The sequence below is a fragment of the Mucilaginibacter sp. UYNi724 genome (assembly GCF_054057495.1).
The window spans coordinates 398,999-420,267 of record NZ_JBSRZI010000003.1; the positions used below are offsets into that span (position 1 = coordinate 398,999).

22 protein-coding genes are annotated in these 21,269 nt (G+C 43.5%); all 22 read right to left on the bottom strand.

From position 1 onward, the window contains the following. Positions 1 to 53: 53 nt before the first annotated feature. Entirely contained in the window at positions 54 to 1,325 is a 1,272-nt protein-coding gene (locus ACVW0P_RS07170) for a glycosyltransferase (protein ID WP_457131464.1), read from the bottom strand. A gap of 159 nt (positions 1,326 to 1,484) precedes the next feature. Then, complete coding sequence (locus ACVW0P_RS07175) at positions 1,485 to 2,441, bottom strand: hypothetical protein (protein WP_457131465.1); 957 nt, start codon at positions 2,439 to 2,441, stop codon at positions 1,485 to 1,487. Further along, entirely contained in the window at positions 2,425 to 3,648 is a 1,224-nt protein-coding gene (locus tag ACVW0P_RS07180) for a glycosyltransferase (protein ID WP_457131466.1), read from the bottom strand. Before ACVW0P_RS07180 ends, ACVW0P_RS07175 begins: the two co-directional genes overlap by 17 nt. A 9-nt stretch (positions 3,649 to 3,657) precedes the next feature. Continuing rightward, on the bottom strand, positions 3,658 to 4,605 hold the full coding sequence (locus tag ACVW0P_RS07185; RefSeq protein WP_457131467.1) for a glycosyltransferase family 2 protein: 948 nt from the start codon (positions 4,603 to 4,605) through the stop codon (positions 3,658 to 3,660). A 5-nt stretch (positions 4,606 to 4,610) separates the two neighbouring features. Beyond that, complete coding sequence (locus ACVW0P_RS07190) at positions 4,611 to 5,528, bottom strand: hypothetical protein (protein ID WP_457131468.1); 918 nt, start codon at positions 5,526 to 5,528, stop codon at positions 4,611 to 4,613. Positions 5,529 to 5,532: 4 nt separating this feature from the next. Continuing rightward, positions 5,533 to 6,453 (bottom strand): glycosyltransferase, encoded by a 921-nt coding sequence (locus tag ACVW0P_RS07195; protein WP_457131469.1) that lies wholly within the window; start codon positions 6,451 to 6,453, stop codon positions 5,533 to 5,535. A 6-nt stretch (positions 6,454 to 6,459) separates the two neighbouring features. Next, positions 6,460 to 7,671, bottom strand: a complete 1,212-nt coding sequence (locus ACVW0P_RS07200) for a glycosyltransferase family 4 protein (RefSeq protein ID WP_457131470.1) — start codon at positions 7,669 to 7,671, stop codon at positions 6,460 to 6,462. After that, the gene (locus ACVW0P_RS07205; protein ID WP_457131471.1) at positions 7,668 to 8,534 is read right to left on the bottom strand and encodes a glycosyltransferase family 2 protein; all 867 of its coding nucleotides are present in this window, start codon (positions 8,532 to 8,534) and stop codon (positions 7,668 to 7,670) included. The genes ACVW0P_RS07200 and ACVW0P_RS07205 overlap by 4 nt, the downstream gene beginning before the upstream one ends. Then, positions 8,531 to 9,601 carry a hypothetical protein gene (locus ACVW0P_RS07210; protein WP_354429969.1) on the bottom strand — a complete coding sequence of 357 codons (1,071 nt, stop codon included), beginning with the start codon at positions 9,599 to 9,601 and terminating at the stop codon, positions 8,531 to 8,533. Before ACVW0P_RS07210 ends, ACVW0P_RS07205 begins: the two co-directional genes overlap by 4 nt. After that, on the bottom strand, positions 9,601 to 10,623 hold the full coding sequence (locus tag ACVW0P_RS07215; RefSeq protein WP_457131472.1) for an MBOAT family O-acyltransferase: 1,023 nt from the start codon (positions 10,621 to 10,623) through the stop codon (positions 9,601 to 9,603). The genes ACVW0P_RS07210 and ACVW0P_RS07215 overlap by 1 nt, the downstream gene beginning before the upstream one ends. A 413-nt stretch (positions 10,624 to 11,036) precedes the next feature. Further along, complete coding sequence (locus ACVW0P_RS07220; protein WP_457131473.1) at positions 11,037 to 11,282, bottom strand: acyl carrier protein; 246 nt, start codon at positions 11,280 to 11,282, stop codon at positions 11,037 to 11,039. Next, the gene (locus ACVW0P_RS07225) at positions 11,282 to 13,000 is read right to left on the bottom strand and encodes an HAD-IIIC family phosphatase (RefSeq protein WP_457131474.1); all 1,719 of its coding nucleotides are present in this window, start codon (positions 12,998 to 13,000) and stop codon (positions 11,282 to 11,284) included. Before ACVW0P_RS07225 ends, ACVW0P_RS07220 begins: the two co-directional genes overlap by 1 nt. Before the next feature lie 9 nt (positions 13,001 to 13,009). Continuing rightward, positions 13,010 to 13,939: a glycosyltransferase family 2 protein gene (locus ACVW0P_RS07230; RefSeq protein WP_457131475.1), complete on the bottom strand. Its 930-nt coding sequence runs from the start codon at positions 13,937 to 13,939 to the stop codon at positions 13,010 to 13,012. Between the two features lies 1 nt (position 13,940). Beyond that, the gene (locus ACVW0P_RS07235; protein WP_457131476.1) at positions 13,941 to 15,044 is read right to left on the bottom strand and encodes a hypothetical protein; all 1,104 of its coding nucleotides are present in this window, start codon (positions 15,042 to 15,044) and stop codon (positions 13,941 to 13,943) included. Further along, complete coding sequence (locus tag ACVW0P_RS07240; RefSeq protein ID WP_457131477.1) at positions 15,037 to 16,041, bottom strand: glycosyltransferase family 2 protein; 1,005 nt, start codon at positions 16,039 to 16,041, stop codon at positions 15,037 to 15,039. Before ACVW0P_RS07240 ends, ACVW0P_RS07235 begins: the two co-directional genes overlap by 8 nt. Then, a complete protein-coding gene (locus ACVW0P_RS07245; RefSeq protein ID WP_354429978.1) occupies positions 16,034 to 16,582 on the bottom strand; it encodes a hypothetical protein in 549 nt (182 codons plus the stop codon). Before ACVW0P_RS07245 ends, ACVW0P_RS07240 begins: the two co-directional genes overlap by 8 nt. Continuing rightward, positions 16,569 to 17,111 (bottom strand): hypothetical protein, encoded by a 543-nt coding sequence (locus ACVW0P_RS07250; RefSeq protein WP_457131478.1) that lies wholly within the window; start codon positions 17,109 to 17,111, stop codon positions 16,569 to 16,571. The genes ACVW0P_RS07245 and ACVW0P_RS07250 overlap by 14 nt, the downstream gene beginning before the upstream one ends. Beyond that, on the bottom strand, positions 17,104 to 18,207 hold the full coding sequence (locus ACVW0P_RS07255; RefSeq protein ID WP_457131479.1) for a DegT/DnrJ/EryC1/StrS family aminotransferase: 1,104 nt from the start codon (positions 18,205 to 18,207) through the stop codon (positions 17,104 to 17,106). The genes ACVW0P_RS07250 and ACVW0P_RS07255 overlap by 8 nt, the downstream gene beginning before the upstream one ends. 6 nt (positions 18,208 to 18,213) lie before the next feature. Next, complete coding sequence (locus ACVW0P_RS07260) at positions 18,214 to 19,218, bottom strand: ketoacyl-ACP synthase III (protein ID WP_457131480.1); 1,005 nt, start codon at positions 19,216 to 19,218, stop codon at positions 18,214 to 18,216. A gap of 1 nt (position 19,219) precedes the next feature. Further along, positions 19,220 to 19,975: an SDR family NAD(P)-dependent oxidoreductase gene (locus ACVW0P_RS07265; protein ID WP_457131481.1), complete on the bottom strand. Its 756-nt coding sequence runs from the start codon at positions 19,973 to 19,975 to the stop codon at positions 19,220 to 19,222. Continuing rightward, positions 19,968 to 21,026 carry a ketoacyl-ACP synthase III gene (locus tag ACVW0P_RS07270; RefSeq protein WP_457131482.1) on the bottom strand — a complete coding sequence of 353 codons (1,059 nt, stop codon included), beginning with the start codon at positions 21,024 to 21,026 and terminating at the stop codon, positions 19,968 to 19,970. Before ACVW0P_RS07270 ends, ACVW0P_RS07265 begins: the two co-directional genes overlap by 8 nt. Continuing rightward, a complete protein-coding gene (locus ACVW0P_RS07275; protein WP_457131483.1) occupies positions 21,026 to 21,262 on the bottom strand; it encodes a hypothetical protein in 237 nt (78 codons plus the stop codon). The genes ACVW0P_RS07270 and ACVW0P_RS07275 overlap by 1 nt, the downstream gene beginning before the upstream one ends. Positions 21,263 to 21,269: the final 7 nt, after the last annotated feature.

Here is a 21,269-nt window from a genome sequence, read left to right on the forward strand (position 1 = left end):
ACATTGCCGAAAGACGGCTTATTATAAGCTCAGGGTACGTTCTGTTGATCACATCAAATTATTCTATCAAACAAACGGCACTGTGCCCGTGTCATTTCAGCCGCTGCGTATTTTTTTACGGACCCTGCATTATACTCAACCTTCTTAAAATTTCCGTTGACGAGTTGATCAAAAAACTCATAAAGATCTGAAGGGGTTACCTCATCATAATTATAAACATGCTGCACGCCGTAGTCGTGCATAATGGATATTGCCGAGCTGGCTTTGTTGAAAATGGCCAGCACCGGTTTGTTTGTAAGCAAGTATGGAAATATTTTTGATGCTGTGTACTGCGGATCATCAGATCCGGGGATGAATAATACATCGGCTTGCTGCAATGTAAGCAACGTGTGGTAATAGCTAATGCGGTTAGTCGTTTCGATAAGATTTGCCTCAATACCAAACTGTCTAGCAAGCGGTAAAATGGTGGCAATGCCATGGCCGGCCGGGGCATAACTGGTACCGATAAAATGAAACCTTACCTTTGAAAAACGCGCAGGGTCATTTGTCAAAACCGTTTTAAAAACCTCAAAAACCGGGCTGATCGCCCTGTGCATATCCTTTCCACCGCGGCCTACATATACAATATTAATAAAATCCTTGCTTAAAAGGGATTTAAAGCTCTCCCGGTTTTCTTGAGCGATCTTCAGATCCGGGGCAAAAGCGCCGAATGTAATTACAGCCGAGGGAACGTCCTTAATTTCCGGATAACGGGATTTGACCTGGTCAATGTAACCGCCAGATACGCTTATCAACCCGCTGGTGTTTTTCAGAGCGATGGGCTCCAGGTATTTATTTAGCCTGTAGGCGAACCAATATTTTGGCGGGCGCTGGCTTTTAGGTTTGTTGAGATAATAATCTGAATGCCAGGGATCTTGTATGTCTATAACATACGGAATGCCAAAGCGTTTTTTCCAATAGGCACCTAAAATACAAACCGGGAATTGGGTGGTTGAAAAATAAATAAGATCAAATCTATCCTGTCTTAAAATGCTGTTTACCTTTTGGCTATAATGCCAAAGGCTGCGCAATGCCAGACTGCCCAAGCCAATTTTGGATGTAACACTTTTTGGAAACGCTTTGACATAGTGTATTTTTACCGAAGCAGGAACACTTTGCGACAACAATTCGTCCTGAGACAAGTCGGAATATTCAGGAGCAATGGTAACCACCTCTGCCTGCCAGCCCTGATCTGTCAGGTACGGCAGACTCATGCGTACCCGCTGCATATCGGCAGCGTTTACCGGCGGAAAATACGGGGAGATGATAAGTAACTTTTTTAGCATGCTAAGATGCGTTTTCTACAAAATCGTAAAAAAACTGGGTAAAGCCCCAAAATCATGTTCAAACCGCGGCTTTGATTCAATAGCTTGATATTGCTTAGATTTGAGATTCCCTATCATACCATCATTACGATCGTATCAATAGCGTTTTCTGTTGTTTGTTTATCGTTGTCGTTTCCACCATCTGCTTTGTTTTAACTTCTGCCTTGCCTCTGTCCAATCGCAAACCTCATCAATGATATCATAAAAGCCTTGTTGCTTTTGAGGCAGATCATTGTTTTCAACCCGTTTAACAATGATGGGCAGTTGCTCATAAAATGATTTGGTACGGTAGGGTGGGTGTAACGACCACATCCCTTTGCCTGATCCTAAAAAGTCGATGCGTTTCAGGTTATGTGTTTCAATATAGCTGGCTATCAAATGTTCCGGCAGATCGGCGATATGATGCATTTCAACTAATGCTTTTAATTGATTTCGCCACGAAGGCCTGGCTAGCGAAAGCTTGTTGGTCCTGAATTTTGATGTATCCATTAGAAAAATCCTGGTGCTCATGCCGCCCAGCCGCCAGGTAAAGGGGGCTATTTTTTGGATTATGTTCTGGCTCATTAAGGTATCGTCAGCATTAGGCGGCCCGGGAAGGGGGGCCATTACAAAGCAGGCGGCATCAGCAGTGAATTGTTGTACTGCTTCCGCTATCCATTTTTTACTGCCTCCGCCCAAAAACATGTCCGAATCTAAATGAAAAACAAGGTTGTTGGCTGAAGTATATAAGCCGAAAAAGTAAGCATAAAATGGCCCTCCCCTGAAATCTTTTACCGGCATAATATCTTTCCCAAAAAAGTATTGTGCAACTTTTTGCTTAACAGCGGGCGTGTAATCAACAGGGATGATTTTAACCGGGTAATGTGGTTCAATAACTAGTGTCAAAAATTCATCAAGAGAATTTTTGTATTTGAACCAACCTTCGGCAAAGCGGCCTTTGCCCGGTTGGGTATCTACCGTTAAAATAATCTCGTCGACCTGGGACTTGAGCATCATCAATTGGTGCGGAAGCAGGTGCCGGACATGTGGATAATCGCCGGGGGCGAGGTTTATCTGTAAGCTAACTTTCTTTTTCAAAAATGCGATTGATAAGATTGACCAATTTGATGGCTTCGCCGGGCCATGAAAATTTCGATGTGTAAAAATGAAGTATCTTGCTTTTCAAACTACTTAATTCATTAGTTTGTAATTTTGAACCAACCTGATTTAAAATGCCTGTTAATTCCACTGCCTGGTTTTGTTTATACAGGAATATAAAATCTGGGCATTGAGTAGCTATCTCGGCATGCCCCTGTGTATAAGAGGCTATAACCGGCAGACCAGCGGCCATATAGTGAAAAAGTTTATTTGAAACAGTGAGGTCTTTATTTGGTGGGTTATCCGGCTCAAGCGCCAGGCCGATGTGGTATCTGCCCGTATCGGCTAGAATTTCCTGGTTTTTCAGCAAAGGCAAAAAAACAATTTGATCTTTTGGAGATAACCGTCTGCTCAAACTATTTTTGTAGCTTTCAGAGACATTACCCCTCAGGCTCAGCTTGAATTTCGTAGTGCTTTGAGCCATACAATGGATAAAAAACTCCAGTCCGCGCCCTTCGCCTATAGTTTGCGAAAGCCAGTACAAGTGTAGAACATCCTGTTTTTTTGGCACACAAACGCTAGTGTTTGGCGAAAATGAATTATAAATAACCGAGGGCATATTTGTTGTTTTATAAAAAGCCTGCAGCCCAAGTGCTAATGCGTGCGACGTGGTATAGCAGGCAACACCGTCTTCGATGGCGATTTTTTCGGCGCGTTTTAGAAGTTTAATCGGTCTTTTTTTGCGGGCACTGGGTAAAAGATCTTGTGAGTACCAGTCTTCTATATCGAAAGCTACTTTAGACGTATGTACCATTAAGCTGCCGGTTACGGTCGCTAGCTCCTGGTGCATGATGTACAGGTCGGCCTTTTGCATGCAAATCCGTTTTTTTAACCGTAATGCACCATAGCCTAAACTAAGCCTGCTTTCAATGCCCGCTGATTGGGCAAATAGCCAAAACTTTTTGGTTAGCCGGGATATAAAACCGGCAATGGCAGGCTTTCGCAAGTCACTGTAAATTTCATAGGATATGCCCGTTCCGGAAAGTAAGGAAAGATCTTCCCGGTATAATGGATCACTATAAATTGCTGTCAGTATGGTTACCCGGTATAACGCAGCTGAAAGTGCCAATGCCTCCTTCAGTACCCTGGGGTTGCGGCACAGGTGGGATTGGCTTACAATGCAAATTTTAGCTTTATTATTATTCAACACTGTTTGTTACAAGACACGGCCTTTTAAAAAAAGTTTCACCCATTTAGTGAGTTTCCAACCTAAAACAGGCAGCAGATAACTGGTAAAGCCCCCGGCCATAAATTTCAGGTCTGGCTTAGCCAATTGGTCAATTTCCTTTTGAGCTATGGCAATCAATTGCCGATGAGAGGGGTAAAGTTCGTAAATGAAACCCTGTAAAAGGTTAGCGCAGCTTCGCTTTATTTTTGAATTATTACCTCCGGATTGTAGTACCAATTTAATGGATAAGCTGATGGACCGGTATAATGAGCGATAAGCCTTATCACCTTTATGGCCCGAGAGACCGCCAATATCAGAGCGGTAATAGAGAAGGGCCTCGTTACAAAATAGAATCCTTTCGGCTTTGGTAAACAGGCGGGTGTAAAATTCCAGATCATCATTAAGGCTCAATTCCTCATTCCATAACCCTGCCTTGTCTATCAGTAGCCTCGGGATAATGGCCCGGCCAGGAGCTGTCATGGGGTTGCCCCTGTACCAGTAAGTATTGATCCAGTCGGTGAGTTGCATTTCCTGATAGGGGATCAGTTCTTTTTTAAAAGTGCTGAGATCATCATTATAAAAGCGGCCCCATCCTGATAATACAATAATATCGTTTCGGCCTGCTGCCCTTTTGACCTGTTGCTTAATAAAATCAGACGGGAGCAGGTCATCAGCATCAAAAAAAATAATGTATTCGCCGGTCGCGTTTTGATAAGCCGTATTGCGGGCAGCCGAGGCACCCATATTTAGTGTGGATATTGATCTTAAACGAGCATCATTGATCTCACAAATTTGTTTTAAAGTACCGTCCGTGGAACCATCGTCGACTACGATGACTTGTACATTAGCATAGCTTTGCGCCAATACCGATCGAACTGCATCGCCAATATATCTTTCACAATTGAAGGCAGGCATACAAATTGAAACTAGCGGCATCGATTTTAAACCAGTTTTTTCCATGCCATTTTGTAATAGCCTTCCTTTGAAAGGTCAACATAGTGATGTAGTACCCCGTTTTGGGCGGTTATGGTTGCCATATCCGGGTTTACAATGTATCTGCCGGCCGGCAATTCCGTCGCGTTGTCCTCGCCGATGATCATGGCAGATAAGGCCTGCTCCAAATAATACGTAGTGCCCTCATAGTGCTCCAGCGCAGCGACCCACCTTTCCAGGTCGTTCCAATCTATTGTGTCGCTGTTTAAACCGATTGCTCCTACGTTTATCAGTGGTTTGATAGTATTGCCGGCTACTTCTTCCATTAGTTTTTTTGAATAACCATAAGCTTCCCCACAATCGATGATATGGAGCGGATATAGCGGGTTGTTGAGCCAGTTAAGCAATTCCTCGGGTTCGTGCCAGAAAAGCATGTCTGAATCAAGTACAAGTTTCCACCCACTGCCGGGGATGGTATGGATATCGGTTAGTTTTTTGATGTGCGGATAAACATCCCTTTTATGGTGGAGGCAAGGGTATTTCTCAATCGGGAGAACATTCTGCAGGTTTAATGCTATTAATTCTTTAGTTATGATGTTTGCTCCTGGAAGTTGTTTTTTTATCCTGTTAATAAGGGCTTCGTCAAAACTGCCGTCATCAACTAATACAAACCTGAATTTTTTTTTGGATACCAGCACCAGTGAACGAATACAGAACAAGGTTTGATACAGGTAATTTTGCCCCGTTAAGAAATATACAGGAAGCCCATCATTTACCGAAATGACGGGTGGCAAATTGAAGGACACCTTTTCCATGAGCTTACGGGCTGCCATCATTTTGCGATAATTGATATACCCGCCAAAACGCCTTAGATAGTTGAGCCTGGCTTTAGGGTAGCGGTATAGAAGGTTGATAAGTGCCTGCATGTTATTACTTTTGAGGTAGGTTGGCCAATCCCTCAAATAAGCCGCATGCGCCCTGCCATTTGATATATGAAGGATTATTTTGCCATGCTTTATAGGTAAACCATGCCTTTATTTTCCTTGGGAGCACACCTGACACTGATATCTTTTTCCATGGATTGATGCCGTGACTGTGCAATAACTGTACCCATGACCTATTGGTATTGTGAGCCAAACGGGCGAGGTATGCTGGCTGCATACGCTCGGTCGGTATGATATGGTGCAATTCCAGTTGAGGAAAATAGCCAACCTGCCAGCCCGATTTCAGCATATTGAGCACGAGGTCATTATCGCCTCCCGAACTCAGTGAGGTTGCCGTGCGGTCGCTGATGTTGCTTTCGCCTGATTTAATTCTTTCGATGTACGATGTCAATGCTCTACGCCTGATTCCCATGCCTGCGCCGATTGGGGCGGCGTCGGGATATCTATTATCCCAGCCATAAATGATTGTGTCGTTACCCGGATTTCGGAGGGCTAGGTTAATATGAAACTCATTAAGCCATTGAGGCGGGGGGGTCTCAAATAAAGGCAAAGATTTACCGCCGATGGCTGCCAGTTTCTCGTTTTGATCAAAGATAGTTAGGACGTTTTCAAGATAAGCGCTGTTCAGGACATTGTCGTCATCAACCATTACGATAATATCACCTTTAGATTCATTAAAACCCCTAAGCCGGGCGTAAGTTAGACCTTGCCTGGTTTCTGTAATAACCTGGGAAGCAGAATGCCAACTGAGATCATGCTGCTGCCGGAAATTGTTCGACGAGTTGTTATCTATAATGATCAGTTCCCATTCGCGCCTGGCTAACGACTGTATTCTTAATCCCACAAGCGTTTGCGCTAGTCTTTTTTGATCGGGGTTGTAAGTAGGGATGATAACAGAAAGCCTCATTAATTCTTATTTTTTTACAAGCAGGGTTTGGTAATGCTTCAATGAATTTGCCGCTAGTTGTTCCCCTGTAAATTTATCTTCCACCGTTTTCCGGGCGCTGAGTCCAAGGTTTTTACGTAGGACCTTATCGTTTACAAGTAATATTATCTTGTTGGCCAGGCTTTGAGCATCACCTGCATCAGCAAGTAGACCATTGTAGTTATCAGTAATAATATCCGGCACACCACCTACCCGGCAGCCTATCACAGCTTTACCATAACTCATCGCCTCAATAAAGATGATCCCGAACGATTCGTATCTTGATGGTGCTACAAAAATATCGCAATTGTTATAAGCGTCTGCCAAAACCCTATTGCCAGTTCTGCCCCTAAAAAACACCTTATTAATGACGCGGTCATCGTTATCATGCTCAAATTTGGTTTGATAATCGTTACCCGGATCATTGCCTATCAATTCAAATAGTATGTTTTGATTTTGTTTTAATACTAAAGGGATAGCGGCCAGCAGCACATCGGAGCCCTTTCGGTATTCAAAGCGACCGGTATATAAAATTTTAACGGTGGCATCATTGTTATCGCTTTCCCGATCCAGCATGGGAAGCTTTACGCCATGCGGAATGATGGTAAAACGTGCTGCGTCAATGCCGTAAAGCCGCTCAAGTTCCAGCCCGTGACTTTTGGCATGTGTGAGTAGGTACAGGCTCTTTCTTATGAACGCGATTTCCATAGCGGCAATAAGATCCATCCCCCGCGATTTAAAAGGGTAATGTTCCTTCATCATTTGTGAAAAGGTAGTGCTAACTCTTATCGCTATCGGTGCCTTTGTTTTTTTAAACAGCGTAAAATAGCATAGTGAAAAATAACTGCTGGCTTCAATTACATCTATATGATATTGCTTTACTATTTTATTCAAAGCCTTGGCCGTAACAAGCATACACTGCAGTTTTAACGCTAAATCAATGACAGCCCATTTGCTTTTGAAAAGACGGTATACCGCTGCCGGAACCTTAACTTTGAAGGTCAATACCGTTACGTTTTCAGCAGGCGCGTGTGAACTGAATGATTCGTGCTCATTTTCATAGCGCCCCCTTACGTGCATCACAATGACCTTATTGCCGCCGGCTGCAAGACTTTGGGCCAGTAATTGATAATGATTGGCTATACCGCTATCCATGGTATGCTCATCGGGGAAATAAGGTGTGATTAGTCCGATGTTCATTTTGCAGATCGCAGGCTCCAGGCTAGCATTCTTAAAAGAGTTTTAACCCTTGCTGCAAAGCTAAGCGGGCTGGGGGAGTATACATAATATAAAATATTGCTCCAGGCAAATTTCAAGCTCTGTTTTTCTTTGGCTAAATAAAGGCAGCAATAAATAGATTGGTTTAGGGAAGCCTCTTTATCCACTATGTTATTGACAGCGTGGTGCAGGGCCAAAAACTTGTAGTGATAACCGTAAAAACGATAATCATACATAGTTGAGCTTAATCCGGCCTCGCCAAAGTGCGCTACATCTAGTTTGATGTATCGGGTTTTGAAAGCGGGGTTGCAAAACACCTTTAAGGTTAAATGATAATCGGCGGCTACTTTAAAGCTAAGCTCGTATTTTCCGGTATAGTCAAATATCCCGCGCTTATAAAATACCCCCTGGTGATGTATGCCGCGTGACAACACTTTGTTTAAGGTATCATCGGCATATTTTATGCCGGATTTTGCGCCGGTTACATTGCCATAAACCAGATCGGCGTGCTGATTTTGTATTTCATTATAAACCTTTTGCAAAGTATCGGGGCCGGCAAGTATATCATCACCACCCATAAAGTATAACCACTGCCCTTTTGCGAGGTCAAGGCCTTTATTCATGGCATCATAAATGCCTTTATCTGGCTCGGATATGAATTGGGCGGCGGTGTTCCTGCGTTCTTTAAAATTGCTGATGATAAACAGGGTATCGTCGGCTGATCCGCCATCAATAAATACCACTTCAAGGTTCTCAAAAGTTTGCTGACTGATACTTTCCAGCGTTTCGGGCAGGGTGTTGCCACTGTTGTAAAGTGGAATGATGATAGAGAAAAAAGGGGTCAATTGGTCTCTGTCTTTAAAATTTCGTTTACTTTTCTTACCCAAATACCATAGCCTAGGTCATTCCAGTGTGCGTCACTAGGCGAGTATAAATTCCTATTATCCTGTTTAAATAAGCCGTAAACAGAGATTATGGGAGTACTTGATCTACTTTCAAGGCGCTGGAGTAAATGGTTGTAGGTAAAACGATGAGCATCATAAACTGAGGCTGCGTTAGGAATAACGGAAAGGAATACCTTTTTAAAGCCTAATGATAGGTATCGCTGCTGATCGGCAGCGAGGCTTGCACTTACCGAGTCGATTTCCGTATCGGTAAGGGGTATGAAAACAGATTTGGGAGAAGTGGTATCCACCGTCATGTTGAGCAGTAAGCGTTTCTTATCGGTGCTGACTGCAACTTCTTTTGGCAGTCTCCCTAATATATGATAATTAAAAGATGCCTTAACTTCTTTGGCCGGACTAAATACCTTATCGTCAAAAAGCAACAGCTCGACGTTTTTATTAAGGTCTTTATTAAAAATGATATTATCAATTCGTTGAAATATGCCAACCGGTTTTGGTCCGGTTGGCAAGTCTGCAGCATTTGTTATCTCAAAAGATTTTTTTGAACGGTAGCCGGCAGTGTTCAATTCTGAAAACTCCATTATAAGGTAGTTTTGCTTACTGGTGTCGGGTTTGATGGGGCCAAACGGAAACCGCCTGTCTGAAAAGATCACCTTGTCAAAACCGGTGAAAGTATCATCAAAGATCTTATCGGCCGTAAAACTATCCCCTATGATATACAGTATTTTGTTGGTCGGTTTTTTGCCATCACGGTTATTATAAATTTTAAACGGTGTTAACTTGAGCCGGTACTCTGGTAAAAAGCAAATGCCATACAGGTCGCCATATTGCCACCTATCGGTACGCATAAAGACGTTGTGATAAAGTGATTGTGGCCTTGCGCTTTCAGGTATAAGGTGATCATAATACCTGTCATGTTTAACCCGGTTTATAAAGCCTTGGTTCATAGCTGTAATCAAGACAGCCAGGCCTGCAACGGTAATCAATATGCCGGTTATCTTACGCATCAAAACTGGAAATAAATAAATTGGGCCTCGTTAAAAACACCCAGAAAGTAGCATAAAATAAATAGCACAACTGAAGTCAGTATTTTTTTAGAGATGCTCCGGTCTGCAATTTTATACAGGTTTTTCTCACCGGCCATCAATATCATAATGATTAAAAGGCAATAGAAAATCTCCTTGAAATTCATCAGTCCGGAAGCAGTATAAGTCATATTGTTAAATGTTATTATATGGCCGAGCATATATAAAGCGTCACCAATCGTATGCGCCCTAAAAAAGATCCAGGCAAAAAGCAAGTACATGAAGGTGAAAACTACGCTTAAGCTTCGATACACAGGTGCCGGAATTTTTTTTGACAGCCTGTTACGCCGCTTTTTAGTATACACCTCGTAACACATGGCTAAAGCATGTAATAGTCCCCAGATAATAAAGGGCCAGCCAGCCCCATGCCATAAACCGCTAATGAAAAAAGTTACTGTCAAACTGAAATATACAGCCCCTTTACCCCAATCACGTTTATTAATGAGGATGGGGGTAAACACATAATCGCTAAGCCAGGTGGATAGCGAGATGTGCCAGCGCCGCCAGTAGTCGGTTATCGAGGTGCTGGAGAACGGGAAATTGAAGTTCCGCATAAGTTCAATGCCCAGTGTAAGCCCTGCACCTACGGCGATATCTGAGTAACCGCTAAAATCGCAGTAGATCTGGAAGGCGAAGAAGAAAAGACCCACGATCATATCAAGCGCTGAATGCGCATGCAGGTTGGCAAACAATGGGTCAACGTACAGGCCCAGCCTATCCGCGATCACCACTTTTTTAAATAGGCCAAGCATCATTAAGAAAATGCCCGTCACCAGATTCTTGGTACTGTAGTTGTTAACTCGGTGCAGTTGCGGTAAAATGTGCTGTGGGCGCTCAATAGGGCCTGCCACCATCTGCGGGTAAAACATCACATATAACGAATAAATACCTAAATGGCGCTCGGCCGTCTGATTGCCACGGTATACCTCAATAGTATAGCTCATGGCCTGAAAAGTATGAAACGACAGCCCAATAGGCAAAATAAAATTAAGAAGCGGGATTTCGTGCGCATGAAATGAGGCGCCAAGAAGATTAATGTTTTCTGCTAAAAAGTTGAAGTATTTATAAAAAGCCAAAATACCAATATTTGCCGCAAGGCTTAAAATAAGGTATGTCCGGCGCTTTCGACCATTTGACCTTTCAATCAATATACCGGCGCAATAATCAACAATGATGGTGAAAAATATAATGAGAATATATACCGGTTTAAAGTACATATAAAAATAACAGCTTGCGGACAGCAGCCATACCCAACGAAATTTATGGGGCAGCAGGTAGTAAACAGGTGTTACTATCAGGAAAAAAAGCAGGAAGAGAAGGGAATTAAAAAGCATAGGATTGGCGAGATGTCAGTACCTTATTTCTGCAGCTTTTGCGCTATCATGCTGCACATACTGCCAACATTCTCCCAGTTGTAAATTTCGGCGGTGGTAAAGCGTATACCGAATTTTTTTTCTATGGCTACTATCAGTTGAATATGGTTTAATGAATCCCATTCCTCAATATCTGTAGCAGTAGTTGATCTGGTAAGCACGATGTCGTCGTTTTCAAGTACATCTTTAAAAATATCATTAACTTTTGTTAATATTTGGTCGGTATTCATTATTGTTTATAGGTAATAAAAGTTTGTTTAAGTAAGTAATTGTCTGTAAGTAGTTCCCAGGTATCCCCGTTTTTGGTGAAGCCAAGTGTTTGATAATGATCTTTCACAATGCCGTTCTTTTTGGAGGGCAGGTACTCGCCAATGATTCGGCTGAAACCGTTGGTTCGGACCGTTTGTACAATATGGTTGAGGGTGAATTTTTCCATACCGCGATTTAAAACCCGGCAGCTCATGATCCAGGTATCTATAAAAACGGTGTTTCCGTCGGTTTTTTTCAGGATCACAACAGCGATTAACCCGTTATCGCCAAATTTGTCCTCAAGGCTAAAGGTCAGCGTTAAATACTCCTCCGATTCGCAAATTGCGGTTAGATCGGGCTCAGAATAGCGAATTGTGCGTAAATTAAACTGGTTTGAACGAAGTGTTAACTGGGTAGCCCTTGGCAGGGTGAACTTATCAATGCTGTTTACCCGGGCGTCCATATCAAGGCCGGCCAGATATTCGGCCTCATTAGTAAATTTGCTTTGCAAATTGTGACGCAAGGCTTGCTGCCGGTATCGTTCGTTTCGGCCTTTATCATCCTGAGTATAAGATGCTGTATCAAACAGATTAAGGCTACGTAAAAACAACATGAAATCGGCGGGGTCTTCTGGCAATGTGGGTATCGTTAACTCCGGGATGGCAGTTTTGACCATATCGCGCTCAAAGGGATTGTCATCTAAAAACACTATGCTGTCCATCCCTATATTCAATACCTGCTGTATGTACCTGATGTTATCAACTTTGTTTTCCCAGTTTGCTACGAAAAGGCTGATATCATCAATTTTGAGTACCATATCCGGATGCGAGATGAATGGTTCCCTGGCAACTTCGAGCGTATTTTTGCTGCATATCGCCAGTATAATGCCCCTGTTTTTAAGTTCGCGGCACCAAAGCTGCAGTTCGGTGAAAGCCTTGCCCATTCCAAGGCTGCCTATTTGGATATTCTCCAGACCGTCATCGCCAATAATGCCGCCCCAGAGTGTGTTATCAAGATCGAGAATAAGGCATTTTTTTGATTTACCGAAGTTGGAGGCGATGATCTGGCAGATGCTTTGGGCAAATGCCGGTAAGAAATCGATCCCAAAAACCATATTTGCGTGTAGATACATTTTGGTATCGAAACTGTGTTCATAACCCTTAAACGCCGCTATCGAAGCCAGATCGGTGATATGGATCCCTGGATTTTCACCGGAAAGGTCCATTATACCAAGATTGATTTTCCTGAGCTGGTATAGGAATGAAGTTTGAGTTTTAGCGGCATAGCTGCCGAAAACCTGGTCGTTTATTTCAATGTAGGAATTGATGATTACCTGTGCTTTCAAGCGCTGCGACAAACTGCTGTACAAATCGCCGGTTTTGGCAATGATCTGTTCTGCGAAGCCGGCACGGTTGTCCTGTTTATAAAAGCTGTGGAGCAGATGCTCGGTCGACCGGATGATAATGACGTAGGCAGGCTCAAAAGCGTATAGCTCAGATGTCGGGTTATAAACCTGCTGTTCAATCTGGTTGTAATCGGCCTCATACATTTCCATGTTCAAACCCAGCTCAATAGCGTAACCCCTGATCGCTGTATTCATAAGCTGTGAAGCACTATCAGCCAGTAAAGCCACTTTAACAGGCGTTGAGCCAGTTGTATCTTTTTTTAAATTCTTCTTAAGATCGGAGAATAGGAGCATTAAACAAAATTATAATAGGTTAAGCACCCGGTAAATCTTTACGCGGATGCGGTTTAAAAAAGCTATTCTTTTCCACTCGTGAACTGTACCATGAGCGTCTGCCGCCCAGATTCTTTGATGATCCGCCTCCCACTGCGCCTTCATTTTAGGTGAATGAGTTTTGGCCTGTTCATGGATGTGCGCCACGGACAGCGGTTCTTTTATGAAAGCCCTGCTGCGCCCTTTTACCAACCTGAGCCATAGTTCATAGTCAAGCGCGCAGTGCAGCTCCTCCCAAATGGGCTGATGGATGGCGGCACTCCAAAAGGTGGAAGGCTGTACCAATCCCGGTATTTTGATGAAGTAATCGATAAAGGGAAGAATGCGGTTAAGTTTATCCTCACCCGTTAAAACGTTATGGTCAACGCCGTAACCGTAGATAAAATCAACCCCAGTTTTTGCAAACGTATTCAAGACTTTATAAAAAACTCCTTCCAGGTAATAATCATCACTATTGATCCAGGCATGATATTCACCAGATGACAAGCTGAAACCCATGTTAATGGCATGACTTTGACCGCGGTCTTTTTCGCTTTGATAATAGCTGATCCATGGGGCATATTTTTCCAGTATTTGAAGGGAGCCATCGTCGCTGCCGCCATCCATTACAATATACTCCAGGTTAGGATAGTTTTGCAATAAAACCGCCCTGATGGTCTGCTCCAAAAAACTTGCCTGATTATAGGATGGCGTAATAATGGTAAGCTTCGGCCAATTTATTTTATTCTCATAAATTGCCGGGCTGGTTTGCCGGTTCCAGGGCCAGCCGGCTTTGTCCCGCGGGGGCGCAGGTAGCGTACCCAACAGACCGTTTACATTGTGTTCAATTACAGGTAGCGAAAGCGTTATGCCTTTACTTTCAAAGTGCGATCGATAAGCGGCAAGGTTAGGCAGGTTCATTTTATACTTGGCTTTTTATAATCAGGGTTTTAACATAATCAACAAATGCTTGCTCTTGCCGGGGTTTAACTAAAAAGGGCGGAATAGCGAAGTCTCCTGAACGCAGAATTTTCTTTAACTCGTCATAACTGTCGTAAACCATCAAGCCTTGAGCTGGGGGGCAGCTTCGTGCCGCATGGGTGTTGGCAATTACCGGCAACCCGGCAATCAATAATTCAGGAATGCGTGTCAAAGCGCCACTTGACGGTTGCTGGTGAACTATGGCACAATCGGCAATTGTTATCAGGTCTGCCAGGGTTTCGTTATTTACGGAACCCCATATTTGGATATTGTTTCCTGTAAAGAGATCTTTTAGTTTTTCAGAACCAAAGCCTGCCACATTTATTTTCAGGCCAGGTATTGCTCGGATGTACTGCAGCAGTTCCGTAAACCCAGTAAAAGTGGGCTGGTTATGGAAGGTTCCAAGTAACAGTATATTTTGTTGTTTTGTATCAGGTTTAGCGGTAACAATACTTCTCCTTTGCCTTATATCCAGCAAAAACGATTCAGCGGCAGGGGCCGGATAATATGGTAAATAACCCGCGTTTACGCCGTAGTTTGACGCTAACCAATGTTCCTCCTGTGAAAGCGTAAACACCTTATTGCACAGTTTTAGGTAATTCATTTCTTCTGACAGCCATAGCGGCGCAGGCTTATTTGAAAATACACTTTTAGCGCCTGCTACCAATGATTCGAGGTTATGCGGCAACGCAATAACAGGTACGTGGTATTTATAGAGTACCTCGGCCAGGATGAGGTGATATTCCACCGTTGATTCCCAGATAAACAAGCCGGGTTTGTATTGTTTCACAAACTGCTCAAAGACGGCCTTATACCGGCCGATGGCATATTTGTTTTTATTGCCCGTTCTTAGGGTCATATTTTGCTGCAGGCCAACTAGATAGTGCGATAGTTTGTTTCCCGTAACTATAGTATAACTTAAATCGGCATCGTCAGCGGAAATCCCAGCTTCCGAAAGCAAGCGCTCGATTTGTGCCGTTCTTTTATTTCCGCCATGTCCAAAAGCATCCGGCAAAAAATGGGAGTGTTTATAGGTTTTAAACAATGGTTTTTTTAGATAAATTTAAGCTCAATTGCTTGATTTTTATAGCCTCGTCCGAGACTTCAGCTAGTTTGCAGCCATTTGTTAGAAAAATCGTTTCCGCCTCGTAGGCATAATGCCACTTTTTAATTCGCGGAAAGATTTTGCAAATGGAAAAGCGAATCAGGCTTGTGCATAAGAGTATGCATTTTTTAGTGGCCGATAACCGGTTGATGGCAATCTGTTTGCGGTAAAGGTTCAGCACAAGTTCCTGATATTGATTAATCTTCAAAAGTCCGTCTTTGTAGCCTTCGGCCAGGCGGTTAGGGAGGATATAATGGCTAAAAACCAGCGCCTCATCATAATAGAGCCTGTAACCGGCTAAAACAAACCGCATGCAAAGCTCAACATCCTCAGCCCTTGCGGTTTCATTTTGACTGGGGCCAAGCAAAATGGCGGGCAAATCACGGTTAACTTCTTTATAAAGAGATCTTCGGAGTATCATACCCGCTCCCCAAAGGTAACCTTTGGCCGTTATATCAGCGGAGCTCGCGTTCGGCTTACCTACCGCATAACTGTTCTGGCAATCCCAAAACCAAACGGGTATGTCAATGTCCGATACCGCGATGCCTTGCCCACCCACAGCCGCTAATAGCGGGTTTGAGTTGATGATCTGAAATGCCTCATTTATGTAATTGTTACTTAACCAGTTATCATCATCGCAGATAACGATGTATTCATATTTTGCTTTATCTACCCCGGTAGACAGCGCGTGATATTTACGTGGTCGTGTTTCGCTTAAGACTGTAAAGTCTATGTTAGGTAAATCGTATTGTTGCCATTCTGCGCTGGCAACTGTAAAAGTATCATCAGTGGAGGCGTTATCGATAACGATAACCTCCCAGTTAATTGCCGGCGATACCACCTGCAAAGCTAGGTGCCTGAGTGTTTGCGGTAATTGGGTGGCACCGTTATAACAACAAATAATTACCGATATACCTGAACCTACAGGTTTAACCATTACGTGTCATTAAGCTTTTTAGTGTAGCGGCGTCATTTGTGGTTAGCAGATAAGATTTTTTCAAGCCCTGGTTGTTAGCCAGGATCTGCGCGTCGAAGGCGGGTGCGTCATTATCTATCAGTATTAGAAGCTCCATCACCGCGTCAAGGTGAGGGCATATGTTAATATAATCATATTGCTCATCTGCAAGGGAATCATCACAATTACAAAAAATTGCTTTAAAACCAAGGTTGATACTGTCAATAGATGAGTAACCCATAAAACCGCCCACCGTAAAGTTTAAAAAGTACCCGCTTTTAAGCTCGTCGGTCAGTTCAGCCATCGGAATAGATCTCTTGGTAAAGGCAATGTTTTCGGTAACCCCGAGCTGATGGGCCATCCGGATGATATTCCGGTATATACTTTCATCTTCAACAGCACCAATAAAAGTTATCACAAAGTCCCGTAACCCCCGTTGTTTAAGCTTATGGCAAAGGTCAACCAGATTTGGGAACGAATTTTTGTCCCCGGCTATACGGGCTACTAAATTAACCCTGATCATTGATGAATAATTTTGACAGCACCAGTTTAGTTTTCAGCGCATCGCCATATTGGCTTCGAAGTTCACCTTCCTGGTAATTATTAATGCATACTATGGTGTCATTACTGTCCCCAAAAAGTTCCTGCTGATAACTGTATTCCCGATTAGGGTATTGAACTGCGTTGTTCACATTCCAAAAAAAACGTTGCGGATGCAAAATGGTATCAAAAACTTTATCTACATTATACAACCCGATGGTATGGATGCTGGTAAAATATTTTTGAGCAAAATACTTTAGTTTGATGGCCCAGTATACCGAACGCAGCATTTTCACCGGCGCCCTGAGGTGCCTGTAGGCACCGATACGTGTGCGCACTACTTTAATGCCTAAGTTTTTTAAGACCTCATCGTAATATTCAATATCGTAGTTGTCCAATATCAATACCGTCGGCCTAATGCTATTTTTTTGAGCGAATATTGCAAGTTCCATCAATAATCTTTCAGCCCCGCCGATCGCTAACTTATTGCTGACAATCAAAATTTTATCCATGAAACAGGCGGATGATTTCACACACATATTTAATTTCCCCTTCTGTCATACCCGGGTTAAGCGGCAGGCTTAGGCAAGTTTCGGCCAATTCCTCGGCTATCGGGAAATCACCTTTTTTATAACCCAAATGCCCATATGCTTTTTGCAAATGCGGCGCAACAGGGTAGTGGATCGCTGTTCCGATTCCCTTGCCTGTCAAATGCTGTTCCAACTCATTGCGTCGGGCCGTACGGATCACGTACAAATGATAAACATGATCGGCCCCCGGAGCGGTTACCGGGAGTATTAACCCCGGAATACCCGCAAGCTGATCGGTATAGGCAGCAGCAATTTGTTTTCGTTCATTTAGCCAGCCATTCAAATATTCCAATTTTACTAAAAGAAAGGCCGCCTGCAATTCATCCAGTCTCGAATTTACACCGATAACGTCGTTATAGTATTTTTTTTCCGAACCATAATTACGGATCAGTTTTGCTTTTCGCGCCAGACCTGCATCGTTGGTCGTTAAAGCACCGGCATCGCCGTAAGCGCCCAGGTTTTTTGTCGGATAAAAGCTGGTGGCATTGATATTGCCAAAGCTTCCGGTGGGTTTGCCATTATAGGTACAACCTTGTGCCTGGGCATTATCTTCCACCACATATAAATCATGTTTACTGGCTATCTGCATTATGGCATCCATCTGGCACGCCTGCCCATACAGATGTACCGGCATGATTACTTTTGTTTTTGGTGTAATGACCGCCTCAAGCCGGGTCACATCTAAATTGAAAGTTCCCGGATCGGGCTCAACAGGGATAATAGTAGCGCCAGTCTGCGATATAGCCAGCCAGGTGGCTATAAAAGTATTCGACGGCGTTATCACTTCGTCTCCTTCACCTACTTCCAGAGATTTGAGGGCGATGTGCAATGCATCGAGGCCGTTGGCCACACCGATGCAATTCTGCACCTGGTTATAGTTGGCGTAAGCTCGTTCAAAGTCGCTTACCTCTTTACCCAGTATATACCAATTGTTTTGAAAGACCCGCTCAAAGGCCGCGCGGATCTTCGCTTCTATTAAATGATTCTGGCCAGTAAATGATAAAAAAGGAACGTTCATTATGGGTCAGTTAAAAGTTATTACAGTTGCCCCCCAGGAATAGCCAACGCCAAAACCGGCCAAGAGCCAGTTCGCCCGTGGGCCCGCCGGTTTTTCTTTCATAGCCTCGTAGAGTGCAATGGGTACCGATGAAGAAACCGTATTGCCAATTTTAGCCATGTAAATAAAAAAGTTTTCTGTAGGGATTTCCATCTTTTTGCGCAGGTGTTCCAGCATATAACGGTTAGCCTGGTGTAGAATGAACTGCCCTATTTCTGTTTTGTCGAGCATATTCTTAACGAGAGTATCTTTAATGAGTGCCGGTACAGCACGGGAGGTAAAGGCGAATATCTCAGGCCCATCCATAAATAAAGTGCCAGGCGATTGTTTGTTTCCATAGGCATCGTTCACGCTTTCGGTGTTTTTATCAGGATAGCGGACAGCACCTTGTCTTACTATGAGGTTTTCGGCGCCCTTGCCATCGGTGCCTAATTCAAATTGGCCAATCGCGGCAAAGCCATTGGTACTAACGAGTGTTGCAGTAGCTGCATCCCCAAAAATGGTGCGGTTACCTTTATCTCCGCGATGGATGAATTTTGAATATGTTTCTGCGGTGAGCAGGAGAATATTTTGGGCTATCCCGGCTGAAATCAGCCCTTTGGCCAACGCCAGGCCGTAAATGTAACCCGAGCAGCCTAAATTAAAATCAAGCGCACCGGCGTTTACGGGGATGTTCAGCCTGTCCTGTAAAATGCAGGCAGTGGTGGGTAGGAAATAATCCGGGCTTTGGGTACAGTACAACACAAAATCAATTTCTGCCGGACTGATATTATAACGCGCGAAAAGCTTTTGTGCGGCGGCAATGGCCATGTCTGACGCAAATTCATCAGCAGCGGCAATGTGCCGTGTATCGATGCCAATCTTATTCGCTATCTTTTCTACGGGCCATTCCGGGAATAAAACTGACAGCGCGGCATTGTCCAGCTGGTTTTGCGGAAGATGATAGGAAATTGCTTTAATGTATGCCTTCATTTTATTGGGCGGTAAAGCCACCGTCAATAGTTATTGTGGTCCCTGTTATCCAACTACTTGCACCCGATAATAAAAATAGGCAGCAACCTGCTATATCGGCAGGCGTGCCGTACCGGCCTAATGGATATTTTTTTTTATCAGCCGCGATGCTTTCGGCAGATACATGCTCGCCAATTTTAGCCGTTCCTTCAGTTTCAACCATAGCCGGCGCAATACAGTTGATCCTGATTTTGTTGGTTGCCAGCTCAAGCGCCGCCGATTTACAAAATGATTGCAGACCTCCTTTTGCCGAACCGTATACTGAATTAGCCAGGGATCCTATTACTGCACCGTTAATTGACGATAGCAAAACGATAGAAGAAGCCGGTTTTATTTTTTTAAATTTATGCAAAGTGGTTATCAGTAAAATAGGTGCGCGCAAGTTCACGCCCAGCATGGTGTCAATAAATGCAGCATTAATGAATTTTAGGGGTACCAATTTCATTAAACCTGCGGATTGGATGATGCCATCGACCGCAGGCATGTTTTTACAGGTAGTCTCAATGAATTCATCATCTTGCAAATCGCCGGGAATCATTTGGTGACCACCGCCTGCAAGTAATGCCAGGGTCTTTTTAAGGCGGGCTTCATCACGGCCGAGCATGATTACCGTTGCACCTGCTTTTGCGCATTCAATGCTGACCTGTTTACCAATACCTGATGATGCACCTGTGACAAGTATCGTTTTCTCGCTGAAGTTGTAGTTATAATCACACATAATATACCAAGTCGGGCACTATCAAATTGCTTGTTGTAAAATGTACGCTGCCCCATGAAAGTCCTACACCAAAACCGCAGGCAATGTTTTCATTCTTCCCAATCCGCAAGCTATCCGCACTTTGAGTAACCATAGTAAGGGGAATAGTGGCGCTACTTGTATTGCCATAGTTTTTTAATGAAAACGGGACCTTTTCTTCGGGCAGTTGCAGTTTTTTTCTAATCCGTTCATTCATCATAAGGTTGGCTTGGTGAAAGTAAAAATTGTCAACCTGTTCTCTATCGATCTCAAATCTTGCAAGCAAAGCATTTACCGACTCCGGGGCTTTCGAAATACCGAACGAAAATACGTCCATGCCATCCAATACAAGGTGCAGGTTTGTGCGGGTAATACCTTCTGAAATAGTATTGGCAATTATAGACGTTTCGTTAAATTTGTTTCTGTAACCGCCATGATTGATAATGATGGCCTGGTAGCCACTGCCATCGGTGCCTAATTGAAACTTTAGCCCTTCCTCTCCTTCTATAAATTCCAGGGCGGTAGCAGTTCCTGCATCACCGAATAGCGGGTACGTGCTTTTATCATCTTTTGAACTGGTAATAGACGAGGTATCGCCGGTGAGGAGCATGGCCTTTTTGATCATGCCCGATTGCATATATCCTGCTATGGTACTTAGCCCGTAAATAAAGCCCGAACATCCTAATGAAATATCCAACGTAAAGCAGTCTGTTGATAGGCCAAGACGGTTTTGCAACACGCATGAAGTGGCTGGCAAAATATAATCCGGCGTTTGAGATACAAACACCAGCCCGTCAATATCATTCTTATCCCAATTGAGCTCTTCAATCAGCTTTTCGGCAGCTTTGAAACAAAGGTCAGAGGTGCAGGTACTTTCGTTTACAACGTGGCGGCGCTCCACCCCGGTGGTTTTAATCAGCTTTTGCATATCCACCGCCGAAATATTGGTAAGGCTCGTGTTTTCCTGAACCGTCGCCGGCACACAGGCTGATACCCCTTTAATTACCACATTTTTTATATGCAGAAATGCCATTATGCGTTTGCTTTTGAAACTACAATAGTATAAATGTCATTAATGGTTAATGATTTTCTGACATCATCACCAGTAAGCCTTACCGAGTAGCTTTGATCAACCATTGCGATTACCAATAGGGCAGTCATTGAACTCCACTCCTCGTTTTCTTTGAACAGGGTATCGGCGGTAAATGGTTCGTCCGGTATTTCGTCAAATTGTTCGGCGAATTCCTTTACAAATGTTTCTATATTCATGCTTTTG